The sequence below is a fragment of the Novipirellula galeiformis genome (assembly GCF_007860095.1).
Taxonomy (GTDB): domain Bacteria; phylum Planctomycetota; class Planctomycetia; order Pirellulales; family Pirellulaceae; genus Novipirellula; species Novipirellula galeiformis.
Genome location: NZ_SJPT01000005.1, coordinates 121,290 through 134,995, shown reverse-complemented (window position 1 = coordinate 134,995; position 13,706 = coordinate 121,290). Strand labels below are relative to the sequence as shown.

The following is a 13,706-nucleotide window of genomic DNA, read 5'->3' as shown; positions in this document are numbered from 1 at the left end:
CTAAGCCGAGCGAAAACGCACCTGGTTTCCCCTCTCCGGAACGCCCCTTGACACCGTTTCAGCCGAGCGGAATGCCTGTGATTCCTGGCCGAAAAAGAGCGATTGACGAGCGATTCGGCGAAATTTGCCGCTGTCCGGTGCCCGGATCAGACGGCGTGATCCCGGGCGCCGCGTCCCCCACCATGGCGGTTGAGCCAAGCAATCATGCAGCCACCTAAGAGGGTGGAGATGGACTCGCCAAATGTCCACCAAGCCGGCAACCCCGACATCGCATCGATCACAAACTGGATCAACCCAAAGCCGATCGTGCCCAGCGCTAGGGGTTTGACGAGCGGTCGATATCGCACCAAATCATTGGCCAAGACGAGCAAGCCGATGCCCACAAACCCGTACAAGGCTGACAAGTGGCGAGCGAGATAGAACGTCAATGGAGCCGCCGGAAAGGGATCCACCCCCAGTGCTTCGCCAATCTCGATCATCCATTTCTCGGGCATCACGGCCGCGGCAAACGCCAACAGCGTGATGCCACCCACCGCTCGAAGGAACCAGCGAAGCGGAGCAGCATTGCGGTCGCCTGATTGGCTGTTTGGCTCGATATTTGTCGCGTCGATTTTCATGGCCTCGATCACTTCCCTTTCAAGGCAGCGGGCTCCCAAGGCAGTGGGGGCGTTGCCGAAACCTGGATTTTATCTCGCACCGACGAGGGAATCTCCACCACTTTATGGACGCGCAAATCGACGTAAACCCATCGCGTCTCGGCACGAGCGAGCACGGTTCGGTCAGCGGGACGGCAAATCAAATACTTTCGTCTCGATGCAAAGCGATCCAAGTCATCGACCCAGGTTCGAATCACGAGTTGGTCATTGGCCAGTGCAGCGGCCCGAAATGTGATGTCATGCTTGCGCACGACCCATCCTAAGCCCTGTTCGGCCGCGGCCGTTGCATCCCAGCCCGTGGCGGCGGAATGCTTCGACGCAGCCCACAGCGTCCACTGCAAGTAACGCAAATTGTGCACATGGTGCTGAGAATCGATCTCGTCGGGGATCACCGTATGCGTGACATCAAAATAACTCTGCATCGTTAAAATTGTCCCTTTTGGGCATGCATTTTGTGTTTTGCGTGCGTTTTGTGGAGATCGCGATGGCGTTGGTCGCCAATGCTTCGGATGAGAAATGAGGTGTGAATCGGCAGCCGAGCGCCTATGATAGTGTCTGAGGCAAATGAGCCCAGCGAAGGCGCGCGACGGCAGCCTAAGAATCGTCGGAGTTGCGTTTCCGATGAATGCTACGCTTCAGGTGAACTTCGGGTGAACATTGAACCGTAGCCTCCCTCCCTCGCCAAACCTACCCACCTGTAAGCGGATACTCGTAATGAAACCATCCAGAATGAAACTTACCTCCATGCTTCAGTCTCGAAATGTCCTTGTGACGGCGGCCGTTTTGTTGATGGCGGTAGCCAGTCCGATGTTGACACCACAGCGAAGTGTTGCCGAAGAACCGGCCCCTAAGAAGGCCAGCGAAGCGGTTGTCACGTTGGCGGGCGGATGTTTCTGGTGCACCGAAGCGGTCTTCGAGCGAATCGAAGGGGTCAATGATGTCGTTTCGGGATACATCGGCGGCACCGATCCCAAACCCAACTACGAAAAAGTGTGTAGCGGCCGGACCGGACATGCCGAAGCGGTCGAAATCTATTACGACCCTAGCAAACGCACCTACGACGAACTTTTGAAGATCTTTTTCAAGACCCACGACCCCACCACCTTGAACAAGCAGGGCCACGACGAGGGAACTCAGTACCGCAGCGCGATCTTCTATCGCAGCGAAGCGGAAAAGAAAGCGGCTGAGAAGTATATCGAGAAACTCAACGAATCAGGCGATTACTCAAACCCCGTGGTGACCACGCTCGAGCCGGCAACGAAGTTCTTCCCCGCGGAGGAATATCACCAGGATTACTATCGCCGGAACCCCAACGCCGGATATTGCCAAGCGGTGGTGCGAAACAAAGTCCGCAAAACCAATCGCGAATTTAGCGATCTGCTGAAGAAGCCGTAAGCGGCGCCCACCGCGTACCGAGGCATGCCCGCATCGAGGCATGATCGCTGCCCTCATCGCTCAAGGCGAACTCGCATTCGGGCTGAGGGGGGGGGCTGGTATCTTCGGTTTGCAGTGGTGTGTTTGCATTGCGGGGCGAAGCCCCGGAACCCACCGAATCACGTCACTTCAAAACTTCTGTCCCGAACCAGAGCGTCTGGGAACCAGAGCGTCCGGGAACCAGAGCGTCCGGGAACTAGAGCGTCTGGGAACTAGAGCGTCTGGGAAGCTGGGCGGAAAAAGTCGGGGGAAACCTCCGCTGGCTAGCGAACCGCGATCGAGCAGCGGTGGCGTCACTCAAGACCGCGGTTTCGCTGCATTACGTACTCGCCGAGCCGGACCGTTTTCCAAAAATCGCGATGAAACTTGGGACCAAGATCGTACGGACGTAAAAGGTATCGATCAGCACACCGAGTCCGAGCGCGAAGCCAAGCTCCACAATTCCTCGCAGCGCCGCCCCTCCTTCGCTGGGGAAGCCAAAGACGCTGGCGATCGGGGGAAACCATACCGAGGCGGTCATGCTGAAGAACGTCGCTGCCATCACGAGGCCACATGCGGTGATGATCCCTCCGGTGCGTGCGACGGCGCGTCGCAGTGCCGCCAACCAGCCCAGTCGCTGCTGCTCTTCCAAGACTCGTGTCACCAAGTAGACGTTGTAATCTTGGCCCACCGCGACAAGGATCACGAACAAAAATAGGGGGAGTTTCCAGTCCAGTCCGACGTAATCGCTTCCATAGGCAGCGCGGAAAAACAGGATCGTCAGCCCTAGGGTGGCGTAATAGCTGATCAATACCGTCACGATCAAGTACAGCGACAACCCAACGCGTCGCAGCACGACCACCAGCACCAAGAACACCGCCACGACGACCGCAATCTTGATGCGGCGATTGTCTGACAAGGTTACCTTGCGAAGGTCGATGATCGAGGGTGTGGTTCCGGCCAGCAGCACCTCAGCCCCCTGCCACCCCGAATCGGGATCCTCCGTACGACTTTGTAGGTACTGTTGCAGATTGCTGACGAGCGAAGCGGTCTCAATCGAAAACGGGTCCCCTTGGAAGATCACGTCGAGCCGAACGAGTCGCTTTTCGAGTTTGGGAACCTCGCTAAAAAAGTAGCCCTGGGCGATCCGGTGATTCTGTAATGCGCGGCGTCGCCAAGCATCCCCGCTGAGCAAACCCATATCGCGATTAGGAGGGAAATCGCCCAGTGGATCGTCGGCGGTGCGTACGGTTGTTACACCTGGTTGCGAGTACAACTTGGTGGCAAGTTGCTTGACGCTCTTCTTGACCACGTCATGCGGCGCCGCTTCGGGACGAACGATCAAGACCGTGACGGGATTGATCTCTCCGATGTTAAAATGCTTCGCCAGCAAACGCAGCCCTTGGCGACTTTCGGCCGAGTGGCTCAATTGGCTGCTGAGATCGTAGGTCACCGATCGCTCGTTCAGCAATCCATACACCCCCGGAACCATCAACAAAAAACCGCCGACCGACAATGCCGTGATCGGATAACGCGTCAGCACCAATGCGATCCAGCCCCACAATCCACCGTGTGCAGAGCCGGATGCGTGACTCGACGATGGGCTCAGTAGTGCTCGACGGGCCGGTTGTCGGATATCAATTTTGGTGGGCCAAAACACCTTGGGGCCAAGGGCGCGAAGCATTGCGGGGGTCAGCGTCGTGCAGACCAATAAACCGACAAGCAAACAGATGCCAATGATCGGGCCGGTGTAGTGAAACTTGCCAAACTGAGCGATCCACAACATGCCCAATCCGACCACCGTGGTCAAAGCGCTGCCGATCAATGCTCCCATGACGTTGGAGACGGCATTGCGACACGCCACCGGCCAAACGGTTTCCCGCGCCTCTTCGCGAAGTCGTGCGATCAAGAACAGACAGTAGTCGGTGCCCGCCCCAAACAGGATCACCACGATAAAGATCCGGCTGGTCGTGAACACCCGCAGGTCCAATCCAGGGATCGTGCCGTCCATCGACCATTGTGTTAGCAACGATACCAGACTCATCGAAACGACGACCGCAAACCCGATCGAAATCATCGGAATGGCAACCAATAACGGCGCTCGGTAGACGACCGTTAGGATGATCAAAATCATCGCTACGGTGATCCATTCGGTGTACCGAATCGCATCGCGTGCGGCGGTCAAGGTTTCGCCCCCGATCGCGGCGGAACCGGTCACCAGCACCTGCAAGCCTGGTGCGGTGTAATGCATGCTGTAACGCTCGACCGATGCAATCAATTGCTGCAGTGCTGCGAGCGTCTCGATATTGCTGGTTGCGGCAAGCTCGCTGGAAAGCTGCAGCACGGCGAGTCGAGCGCCGTCTTTCTTTAATCGCGGTCCAACGATCGCGTCTTCCCAAGCCAAGACGTCAAGCAGCGAGTCCCATGACCCGAGCTCTCGATCCGCAATCGGAGTGGCCATCGAGGGTATCTTGGGCTGCAGAATTAACGCAGCTTCATAATCCGACTCGACGTTTTCAGCCGAATCGCCCCACGCTTCAAGCAAATGGCCACGATCCCAATACGCTAATGCCATCCGCGGCTCTCTCAGCGTCGCTGCCGACTTAGGCAATTGATCGGCAATTCGCTCGTAGAATCGCTCGTCCATCAAAATGGAATTGTCAAACGCCTCGCGAGCAAGCTTGATCCAATGTCCCGATGGAGCGTCTTCGGCGGGAGGGCCACCGCGATAACCTTCGGCGATCGCGCGTTGCCAACTGACTTCGCCGAGTTGGTGGTACAGTCGTCGCAGTAAATCAAGCCCGACGATTTCATCCGTTTTGCTCAGCGCCCCTTCGTCACGGCCAATCACAAGCACCATTTGGCTGCGGCTGCGGATGCCGGGAAAAGCTTCGTCCAACAGGTGCCCTCCCGCCACGCTGGTCATCTCCGGCGGAAGGTACTCAAAGTCACCGTCCTGAGCGATGTCCTTCCACGCCGGCGCTGCCATGCGGAGCACCACCGCGGCAACGATCCAAGCCAACATCACCCAGCCCCAACGCCGTGTGACGAATTGTGCCCAGCGATGCGAAACAGGACGGTGCATGGAGCATCGAAATCAGAAATGAGGAGGGAAAGGATGGGGAGGACGGAAATCGGTGCAAGTAGCCAACTTCCTGCTGTCGTATCCCGGAGCAAGTAGTGACATTAGCCGGGAACCCGCAGAGCGTCATCCCCCGACTCAAATCTCAAGGTACGAGTCTCAATGCATGGGTGTAGTTCGGAAGGGTGGTTGGCGTTGGCCCGAAAGGGTTGTGTTGATCATCGGCACGCGATGCAGTGGAGCGAGTCTCAGCGTAGCGGTCTCCGCATGGATCGTCGAGTCTTTGTCACCCGGGCGGAGTCGCGGGTGCCATCTACGTTGGTGTCCCTTATTCATTGATCCCCTGGTTCTTTTTCTCTTGCGGGCCATTCGGAGTATTTTCTTGAGCCCCGAATGCGCGTAATGCATTCTGTACCGACTCGACACTAATGTCTCCGGAAAGCTTAACGACCTGGACCTCGCCACTCGGTTTGGCTGCTTGGTCAAGCTGGGCAATCATTTCGCAGACAAGGTCCAATAACGGCTCTCCCTCGGCGCTCACGATCAAGGTATTGCCGACCAAGTCGACGCCCATCGACAGTTTGCCTTTGAATGAAAAATCGGCACCTCCTGCCTCCTGGCCTCCTTCGGATGCTACCAGCCCGCTACCGTCTCCGTCACGACTCTTGGACACTCCCTGTTTATCGGCTCCCTGGTTTCGCCCACCCGGTTGCCCTTTTCCTCCCTGGAACGTCTTGTCGTTGCTACTCAACAGATCGCGATAGGCCTCTTTGACGGTTTCCGCAATTCGATCGGCTTTTCCAAACTGAATGGTCACCAGTTTGGTGTAGCGTGACTTGCGTTTATTGGTAGGCACTTCGGTATCCCACAATTGAATCAGTTCTTCGATCGTGCGAAGTTGCTCAGGCGAGGCTCCGGTGACGACAAGTGTATTGGTATCGATGTCGTCGACAAACTTCAGCTTCGCCCCTTTGCCAAGCCCCGCAGGTTCTTCTTTCTTGTTGCTGCTGTCATCGCCACCCCAATACCATCGCGAAAACATATCATCGGAATTGTCTTCCGGTTCTTCGTCCTCGAAGTAATCCTCCAAATTCAATTTCATCCAATACGCACTACTGTGTTTGATTTTGAACACGTGGTAGGAGCGTGTTGGGGGCGCGACTTGTAGCATCAAGTCTTCTAGTTGGTCGAGCGCCTTGGTGTCGGAACTCATCAACACAAGGTTGCCGGAGGGGTCGAGTTCAATGCGAATCGAAGCAGGCGGTTTGGCTGGATCGAGCGACTCTTTCTCCGCCGCCGTTTCAGGGAACAGGCGATCGAAATCTTCCCGCGAGTGAATGGACGGTGGTTGTGGCTGCGGGTGGGTTGGGGATTGGACGAGTGTCCAGCGATGGGGATCGAACGGATTATTTTTTGGCTCATCTGACGAGACCACATCGTTGTCATCATCCGGCAGGGTTTTTTCCGGCTTCGCACCATCTTCCGAGGGCGGATCCGACGCGGGGCTTTCCGTCGGTTTTTTGAATTGTTCCGCAGCAGGCAACTCCAGTGGATTGGGCGAGAGTTGTCGCCACTGTTTTTCGAGTTGGCGCAAATACTCGAGTGTTTCGGGGCTTGCCGAAGCATCGATCACGCGAAACTTACGTGCGCTGCCGCCGGGCGGTGGCAATTCACCGAGTTTGATCAGCAGCGATTGAACTTGCTCCATTTCGATATCATTGGCCCACAACAGCACTTGTCGGTAACTGTTATTCGCAGCGACGCGAAACTCGTCTTTCTTTTTCTCTTCCTCTTGCGGTTGCCCATAGCCGAAGTAGGAGTAGCGTCGACGCGAGCTACCGGAATCGTCTTCCTTTTTCTGGCCCATGAGAAAGTTAATCGATTCGGCCACATCACCGGCGTCCAATCGCCTCAGTTGCAAGACATGGAAATTGCGTCCGCTTCCATCGAGTCGTTCAATCAGAGAATTGATGATGAAGCGATCGGCGGCCGATCCGGAAACGATCAACGCTCCGTTTTCCTTGTCGACACGGATGCGTGTCGAAGGCTCCAATACGTTCATTTCGCCAATGATCTCGATCAATTTCTCGGGATCCAGCGATGCCAAGCGGAACACCTGGACTCGCGATTGCACATCGGCAAGCGTGGCCAGCGAATTGCTGGGGACATCGATCCGTTTGAGGAATTCTTGGGCAATCGCAATGCGATCATCTGGGGCGCGGATCAGGACTGAGTTTTGACGCGTGTTCGCAACGATCGATACCTCCACCTTTTTCGCCGCCGGAGGTTGAGCCCCTCCCTGACGCTGCTGCATTTGTTGCATTTGTTGGATCTGTTGAGGCGTCATCGGGACCTCTGCTTTTTTCTCGACCCCGAGAAACTGTTCCAACATCCGCTTGGCTTCTTCGGCAGGCATGTATCGTAATTTGAACTCGGGTGCTAACGCCTCACGACTGGCGTTGTCGGACTCTTCACGCAGCAGTCGAGCGACTTGTTGCACGTTGATCGCCGCATCCATGACCTCGATGCGATTGGTCGTCGACAACGCAGTGATGCGGCCGTTGGAGCTGATCATGGGCTTGAGTTCTTCGGCTAACTTCTCCGCTGATAACCACTGTACATCCAACGAGATCCGAACAAAGGCATGCGGCAACAATGCCATCAGCTCTTCGGAAGTGACTCGCGGAACGATGGCGGGGTTGATCGTTTCGGTCTTGGCGACGGTCAATCCGCCGTCGAGTTCGAGAATCGCATAGCCTCGCGCCAACAGGTAACGGTTGAACAAATCTCGCGTCTCCGCCACGGTGTAGCGTCCCGGAGAGGAGAGGTTCACGCGGTCACCGGGAAGCTCAAGCCAATCCAAGGGTTGATCGGAAATCTCCGCCAACCATTGAACCAAATCCACCCAGGGCTGATTTCGGAACTGGAACGCAACCCGTCCGTCCTCGCCGACGCTGGCTTTGAGTTCGTCGGGGTTCGCAGCGAAGACGAGAGGAGGCTGGCCGGCGTTTTTCGAGTCCATGTCCGCCGTCGGTGCTCCCTCGGGACGGGCCTGGTTTTCCGGGATTTGATCGCGACGGATCACCTTGGCCTCTGTCGCAGCAGAATCTGGCTTCGCAGACTCCGACGGCTTCGCGTCGGTTGGCTGGGAGGGTTGTGGTTGACCTTCTTGTGGCGATTTGCCCGCTGCGGAACTGGGCGAGCGTTTGCCCGCCGTCACAGCGGCCGGATTCCCCTGCTTGGCCGATGCTTCATCGGCAAACGCAGCCGATGGCGGAATGGCAGCCAGCAAAAAGAGGGTGGCCAGTAACGTGTAGAAATGCCAGCGCAATGAATCCACCACTTAGGGAAAAGGCGTCAAACCTCGCAACCTTCGCCATTATGGTTGAACGATGACGCGGTGGCAAACATGACGCAGTGGCAAATGGGCTCAATTATCGGCAAAATGCCAGGCCCACGCCTCAGCGACTACTTCCAACGATCGCTGGCGGGAATGTAGGTGTCCAGCGGGGCTAGCTCGACTCCGCTAACTTCGTCAGCAAACGCCACCCCGAATTGGGCGATTTTGTCTGCGGCCTGCATCAATTCTTGCTGATTATTCAACTTCAGCGTGACGGTGGCAAATTCGTCTAGAATTTTATCAAGGGTGGGAACGCTGACCTTCGCCGCCACGCTTTTCAGCTTCGCAGCGGCACGGGCGGTTCGCTTCGCAGCGGTCACGCCATAGCTCGCCTTCTCCGTGGCAATCGCTGTCGCACGCAATCCCGCTTCCAATTCGGCGATCATGCCCGCGACAAACATGACGCGTAAACGCTCCGGTGAACTGACCTCATTCGACTTGCCATCGGTTCGGACAAAATTGTGACGGACGAGCCCTTGGCTCCACGAAACGAACTCAAAATCAAGACTTCCCGCTGAATGTCCTCCGACATTTACCAGTTCTTCATCCGCGGCGGTGTGACAGCGAAGACAACTTTGAGCCACGAGGTAGACGTTTGCAGGGTTGCGCATCCCCGCGTGGATGCTGTTAGCGATCCGCTGTTTGCGATGCGCGTCGGTTTCGCTCAACCGCGTGATCCCTTCGCCACCATAGTCGTGGTGAAGGTCAAGCCAATTCTTCGCGGCGCCGTGACACGATTCACATGAGACACCCGCGATCACGTGGGTGTGGTTGGTGGCCAAATCGGTCTGTTGGGTGTAGTGGCACGCGACGCAGCGGCCCTCGTTCTTGATCGATTGCAAACCAAGCTTGGCTGCAATCTGTTTGGCCTCGGGGCGGCGATGCAATTCATCAAAGGTCTTCGCATGAGGTGTCATTCGCCACACGTCGATTTCCGCCGCATGGCATTTCACACAGGCTTGATTGCCGACCACCAAATGGGGCGCCGCAGGCGCCGCCGAGTCCAACGCGGCACCCGCAGATGCCGAAGGGCTCGCGCCGAGTGCGGTCGACGGCGTCATGAAAAAGCAAACTGCCGCCAACGCATTCCAGCGAACGATCATCGTAAAGTCTCCAGCCTCAGGTCAGGTGTGTACGCGCCTCGTATAAGCCGAGAGGATGACAACCGTCTCTCATCGCTCCGGGACTGCTATCGGTTCCCCCCGTGTCCTGCCGTGGAGGCGGTTGGTGGAAACCGCTGCATTGCTCCGAACGGCACGACTCAAGCTCCAGCGGCGCGTTTCTAAACGGAGCCTGGGCCTAGGCAGTGCTACTAAGAGGCTAGGTCCCTTTTTCGTGCAAGGGCTGGAAAGCAGCGGAAAAAATACGCTTTTCTGAAGCCCGTTTCGGCTCACCGCGACAGGATGCGGCGGCGCCTGCCGTGTGTTCCCGAGGAAGCCGTGTGTTCCCGAGGAATGCGAGAGCATGAGAAGTTTCAGCGGGTCGGAGCTGCCCCCGCTGGCTTGCTCCCCCTTTTTTTGTCTCCCTGGAGCAACGGAGGACATCCCCCCCGCAAGGGAGGATTATTCGTCCTGGTTGGAAAATTGCGTCGACGATCGTTAAAACGAAGCGTTTTGAGCTCGTTTTCATCGTTTTTAGCCCTCTAAACGTCCGTTTCCTCTTGTCAAAGGGAGCACCGGACGCGAAACTTTCGGGCTTCCTCGAATTCGAAGTGCGAACGCCTGTTTTTCATTGTGGAAAGCAGCCGGGGTGTTGGCGTCATTGACGCCCCCCTGATGCGGATCGCACGCTGGCAGCAGTCCGCTTGCAGTTTACGCTCGCAGCGATCTCCTCCTGCCGATGTCTCAAGCTGCGTTTTTGACGCAAAAAGATAGGTACAGCGATATGGCCCGATACACTGGCCCCAAAGCAAGAATCAACCGTCGCCTTGGCACTCTGATTTACGAAACAGCCGGTGCTGCACGTGCACTGGACCGTCGTAATACGCCTCCTGGGATGCACGTTCGCGGGCGCCGCCCAAGTAACTACGGCTTGGCGTTGATGGAGAAGCAAAAGATCAAGCATTATTATGGCTTGGGCGAGCGTCAACTTCGTCGTTACTTTGATGCCGTCAGCCGCCGATCGGGTAACACCGGTGAATTGTTGCTGTTGATGTGCGAGCGTCGTTTGGACAACGTGGTTCGCCGCGTTGGATTCACAAAGACTCGGCCTCAAGCGCGCCAGGGAATCACCCACGGTCACTTCCGCGTCAACGGCGTGAAGGTCACCAAGCCTAGCTATCAACTTCGCCCCGGCGACATTGTTGAAGTTCGCGGTCGCGAAAACCTGAAGAACCTGTATCGCGGTGTGATCGCCAACGCGTCACCCGATCCGCTTGATTGGGTCACCTTCGACAGCGAGAACCTCAAGGCAACCGTGTTGGGGCTTCCTGGATCTAGCGACATCAGCTTGCCAGTGGACGCGAACAGCGTCGTCGAATTCTTGTCACGATAAGCCTTCAGGCTTATCGGTTTCTATCTGTGCCGAGTCCCTCGGCGCGGTGTCTTTTTTGCGAACCGGCAATCCACAATTGCCGGTTCTGTTTCTAATGACACCTCTTTCAGCCCGGCGACCGTATCGGACGATCTCGCTGGGCTTTCTTTACGAATCGTCCTAGCCGTTTTTTGCGAGGCAATCTTCTCTGATGCATAGTCCTGTAGTCGTTCTCGGTGGTGGTCCTGGTGGATATGCAGCGGCGTTTTTAGCTGCAGATGAAGGTCTCGATGTTGCGATTGTAGAAGCCGAACCTCGGCTCGGCGGCACCTGTTTGCTTCGTGGGTGCATCCCTAGCAAAGCGTTGTTGCACGTGGCCAAGGTGATCAGCGAAGTCGATTCGCTGCGTGAAGAATGGGGTGTCGAGTACAACGAAAAACCCAAGATCGATGTCGATAAGGTGCGTGCTCGCAAAGAGAAGGTGATTTCCAACCTCACCGGCGGCCTCGGCCAGCTCGCTAAGCGACGCAACGTGACCGTGATCCAGGCACGCGGCACCTTCCTGAATTCCACCACGCTGAAGCTCGAAGGGGACGACCAATCGATTCCCGAAGGGGGCGAGCTCACGTTCGACCACTGTATCTTGGCCACCGGCAGCATCCCGGCGATGCCGGCGGCGTTCGATATCGGTAGCGATCGAGTCATGGATAGCACCGGTGCCTTGGCGCTTGCCGATATTCCCGAAACGATGCTCGTCGTAGGCGGCGGCTACATCGGCTTGGAAATGGGCAGCGTCTATGCCCACCTGGGTACCAAGGTCACCGTGGTCGAGCTGATGGACGGACTATTGCCCGGAGCGGACCGCGACCTCGTCAAGCCGCTGGCCAAACGCATCGACAAGATGTGCGAAGGCCGTGTGCTGCTTAACACCAAGGTCGGTTCGATTGCCGAAGATGGCGACAAAATTGAAGTGACCTTTGAAGGTCCCGCGCACTTTGGGCACGAAAAATTCGACCGCGTGTTGGTCAGTATCGGTCGTCGGCCGGTTACCCGTGGTCTGGGACTGGAAAATACACAAGTGGTTGTTAACGATCGCGGCTTCGTCGAGTGCGATGCCCAACAACGCACCGCGGACCCCCATATCTTCGCGATCGGCGACGTTGCCGGCGATCCGATGCTCGCCCATAAAGCCTCTCACGAAGGCCGCGTGGCAGCCGAAGTGATCGCGGGCAAGCCGTCCGTCTTCGACAAAGCGGCGATCCCTGCGGTGGTCTTTACCGATCCCGAGATCGCTTGGGCTGGGCTCACCGAAGGAGAGGCCAAAGCGGCCGGTCGCAAGGTCGACGTCGAGGTCTATCCCTGGGCAGCCAGTGGGCGGGCGCAGGCTCTCGGTATTACCGATGGCTTGACCAAATGGTTGGTGGATCCCGAAACGCATCGCGTTCTGGGCTGCGGAATCGTCGGTAGCGGTGCGGGCGAGCTGATCGCCGAAGCGGTATTGGCGATCGAAATGGGATGCGAAGTGCACGACATCACCGAAAGCGTTCACCCTCACCCAACGCTCAGCGAGACATTGATGAACGCGGGCGAAGTGCACCTCGGTACCGCAACGGAAATCTACAAACCGAAACGTAAGCCAAGTCCCGCAGCGAGCTAGGGACGCTTCGGGAAATGTAGAACGTGTCTCTTCAAAACGGGTGTGTTTGGGGCACGAGTGAAGCGTCTCGTCCGCGGTCGGTGTTTCCGATTGCGATGTTAGCGAGAAGGGCGATTCGGATCGGAGTCGTTGCTCCAATCGCCCATCCCCCAGCCCGTCACCAATCGCTTCCAATCTTCGACGAGGGCTCCCAGCAAGAATGTGGCGTTCAAGGCATAGCGGGGAACCAGCCGTTTGGGATCACTGCACATCCGATACGCCCATTCCATCCCGATTTTCTGCCAGACCAGGGGAGCTCGCTTCGCGGTACCCGCAATGAAGTCAAACGAAGCACCGAGTTGAATGCTGACCGGGACGCCCAATCGTTTGTAGTTCTTGTGGATCCACTTCTCTCCCTTGGGCTGCCCAAAGGCGACCAATAGGATCGCGGCGCCGGATTGTTGGATGCGTTGATCTTGCTCAACCTGCTCCGCTTCATTGAGGGCGCGGAACGGAGGCGATTCAACGCCCGCAATCTTTAGTCCCGGATACATCGCCACCAGCTGCTCGGCGCACTTGAGGGCGACCCCCGGCTCGCCTCCCAAAAAGTAAATCCCCCAACCGTGGTCGCGGCAACGCTCGGCGATGTTGTAAATCATCTCGCTTCCCGCCACCCGTTCCGGCAGCGCTGCTTTGCTCATCCGACTACGCAGGACGATCGGTTGGCCATCGGCCAGGATCAGATCGGCATCTTCGGTGACCGGTCGCAAATCACGGTCACGGTGGTTCAACATGCAATAGTTGAGGTTCGCGGTGATCACGTAACTTGGCGTCCCCTGACGCACCAAGCTCTCGATCCGGTCGACCGCCTCGTCGAGGGTCGTGTGATCAAATGGCACATCCCATATCACGCTTCGCTTTTGCTCCGGAAAGGCTGGGGACATTGGCCCCGCGGCGATGGATTCGTTGGGCTGGTCGTGTGAGTCGTTCGATCGGGGCATGGCAGCAATGCTTTCAGGGCAAACAACCGGAGAAAGGTTGTTCATC

The 13,706-nt window shown here is 57.1% G+C and carries 9 protein-coding genes; 3 read left to right on the top strand and 6 right to left on the bottom strand.

The window, feature by feature from the left end; all coding sequences use genetic code 11:
* Window positions 1-146: 146 nt before the first annotated feature.
* On the bottom strand, window positions 147-617 hold the full coding sequence (locus tag Pla52o_RS14440) for a hypothetical protein (protein ID WP_231612343.1): 471 nt from the start codon (window positions 615-617) through the stop codon (window positions 147-149).
* A gap of 8 nt (window positions 618-625) precedes the next feature.
* Entirely contained in the window at window positions 626-1,078 is a 453-nt protein-coding gene (locus tag Pla52o_RS14435; RefSeq protein ID WP_146595335.1) for an acyl-CoA thioesterase, read from the bottom strand.
* Window positions 1,079-1,463: 385 nt separating this feature from the next.
* Here Pla52o_RS14435 and msrA point away from each other — a divergent pair, with 385 nt between their 5' ends.
* On the top strand, window positions 1,464-2,051 hold the full coding sequence (gene msrA / locus Pla52o_RS14430; RefSeq protein ID WP_231612410.1) for a peptide-methionine (S)-S-oxide reductase MsrA: 588 nt from the start codon (window positions 1,464-1,466) through the stop codon (window positions 2,049-2,051).
* A gap of 358 nt (window positions 2,052-2,409) precedes the next feature.
* Here the strand turns inward: msrA and Pla52o_RS14425 are convergent, their stop codons facing one another.
* The 3 genes from Pla52o_RS14425 to Pla52o_RS14415 form a co-directional block, all read right to left on the bottom strand.
* Window positions 2,410-5,154 carry an MMPL family transporter gene (locus tag Pla52o_RS14425; protein ID WP_146595333.1) on the bottom strand — a complete coding sequence of 915 codons (2,745 nt, stop codon included), beginning with the start codon at window positions 5,152-5,154 and terminating at the stop codon, window positions 2,410-2,412.
* 325 nt (window positions 5,155-5,479) lie between these two features.
* On the bottom strand, window positions 5,480-8,491 hold the full coding sequence (locus Pla52o_RS14420) for a secretin N-terminal domain-containing protein (RefSeq protein ID WP_231612342.1): 3,012 nt from the start codon (window positions 8,489-8,491) through the stop codon (window positions 5,480-5,482).
* A gap of 128 nt (window positions 8,492-8,619) precedes the next feature.
* Window positions 8,620-9,654 carry a cytochrome c family protein gene (locus Pla52o_RS14415; protein ID WP_146595332.1) on the bottom strand — a complete coding sequence of 345 codons (1,035 nt, stop codon included), beginning with the start codon at window positions 9,652-9,654 and terminating at the stop codon, window positions 8,620-8,622.
* A 781-nt stretch (window positions 9,655-10,435) separates the two neighbouring features.
* Between Pla52o_RS14415 and rpsD the strand changes: the two genes are divergently transcribed.
* A complete protein-coding gene (gene rpsD / locus Pla52o_RS14410; RefSeq protein ID WP_197169249.1) occupies window positions 10,436-11,044 on the top strand; it encodes a 30S ribosomal protein S4 in 609 nt (202 codons plus the stop codon).
* A 190-nt stretch (window positions 11,045-11,234) separates the two neighbouring features.
* A complete protein-coding gene (gene lpdA / locus Pla52o_RS14405; protein ID WP_146595330.1) occupies window positions 11,235-12,680 on the top strand; it encodes a dihydrolipoyl dehydrogenase in 1,446 nt (481 codons plus the stop codon).
* Window positions 12,681-12,778: 98 nt separating this feature from the next.
* On the opposite strand, the gene Pla52o_RS14400 is transcribed toward lpdA, so the two are convergent.
* Window positions 12,779-13,660 (bottom strand): WecB/TagA/CpsF family glycosyltransferase, encoded by an 882-nt coding sequence (locus Pla52o_RS14400; protein WP_231612341.1) that lies wholly within the window; start codon window positions 13,658-13,660, stop codon window positions 12,779-12,781.
* Window positions 13,661-13,706: the final 46 nt, after the last annotated feature.

Bases quoted from the DNA above. Each gene is read 5' to 3' on its own strand.
- Pla52o_RS14440 (WP_231612343.1), bottom strand. From the start codon at position 617: ATGAAAATCGACGCGACAAATATCGAGCCAAACAGCCAATCAGGCGAC.
- Pla52o_RS14435 (WP_146595335.1), bottom strand. From the start codon at position 1,078: ATGCAGAGTTATTTTGATGTCACGCATACGGTGATCCCCGACGAGATC.
- msrA (WP_231612410.1), top strand. From the start codon at position 1,464: ATGTTGACACCACAGCGAAGTGTTGCCGAAGAACCGGCCCCTAAGAAG.
- Pla52o_RS14425 (WP_146595333.1), bottom strand. From the start codon at position 5,154: ATGCACCGTCCTGTTTCGCATCGCTGGGCACAATTCGTCACACGGCGT.
- Pla52o_RS14415 (WP_146595332.1), bottom strand. From the start codon at position 9,654: ATGATCGTTCGCTGGAATGCGTTGGCGGCAGTTTGCTTTTTCATGACG.
- rpsD (WP_197169249.1), top strand. From the start codon at position 10,436: ATGGCCCGATACACTGGCCCCAAAGCAAGAATCAACCGTCGCCTTGGC.
- lpdA (WP_146595330.1), top strand. From the start codon at position 11,235: ATGCATAGTCCTGTAGTCGTTCTCGGTGGTGGTCCTGGTGGATATGCA.
- Pla52o_RS14400 (WP_231612341.1), bottom strand. From the start codon at position 13,660: ATGCCCCGATCGAACGACTCACACGACCAGCCCAACGAATCCATCGCC.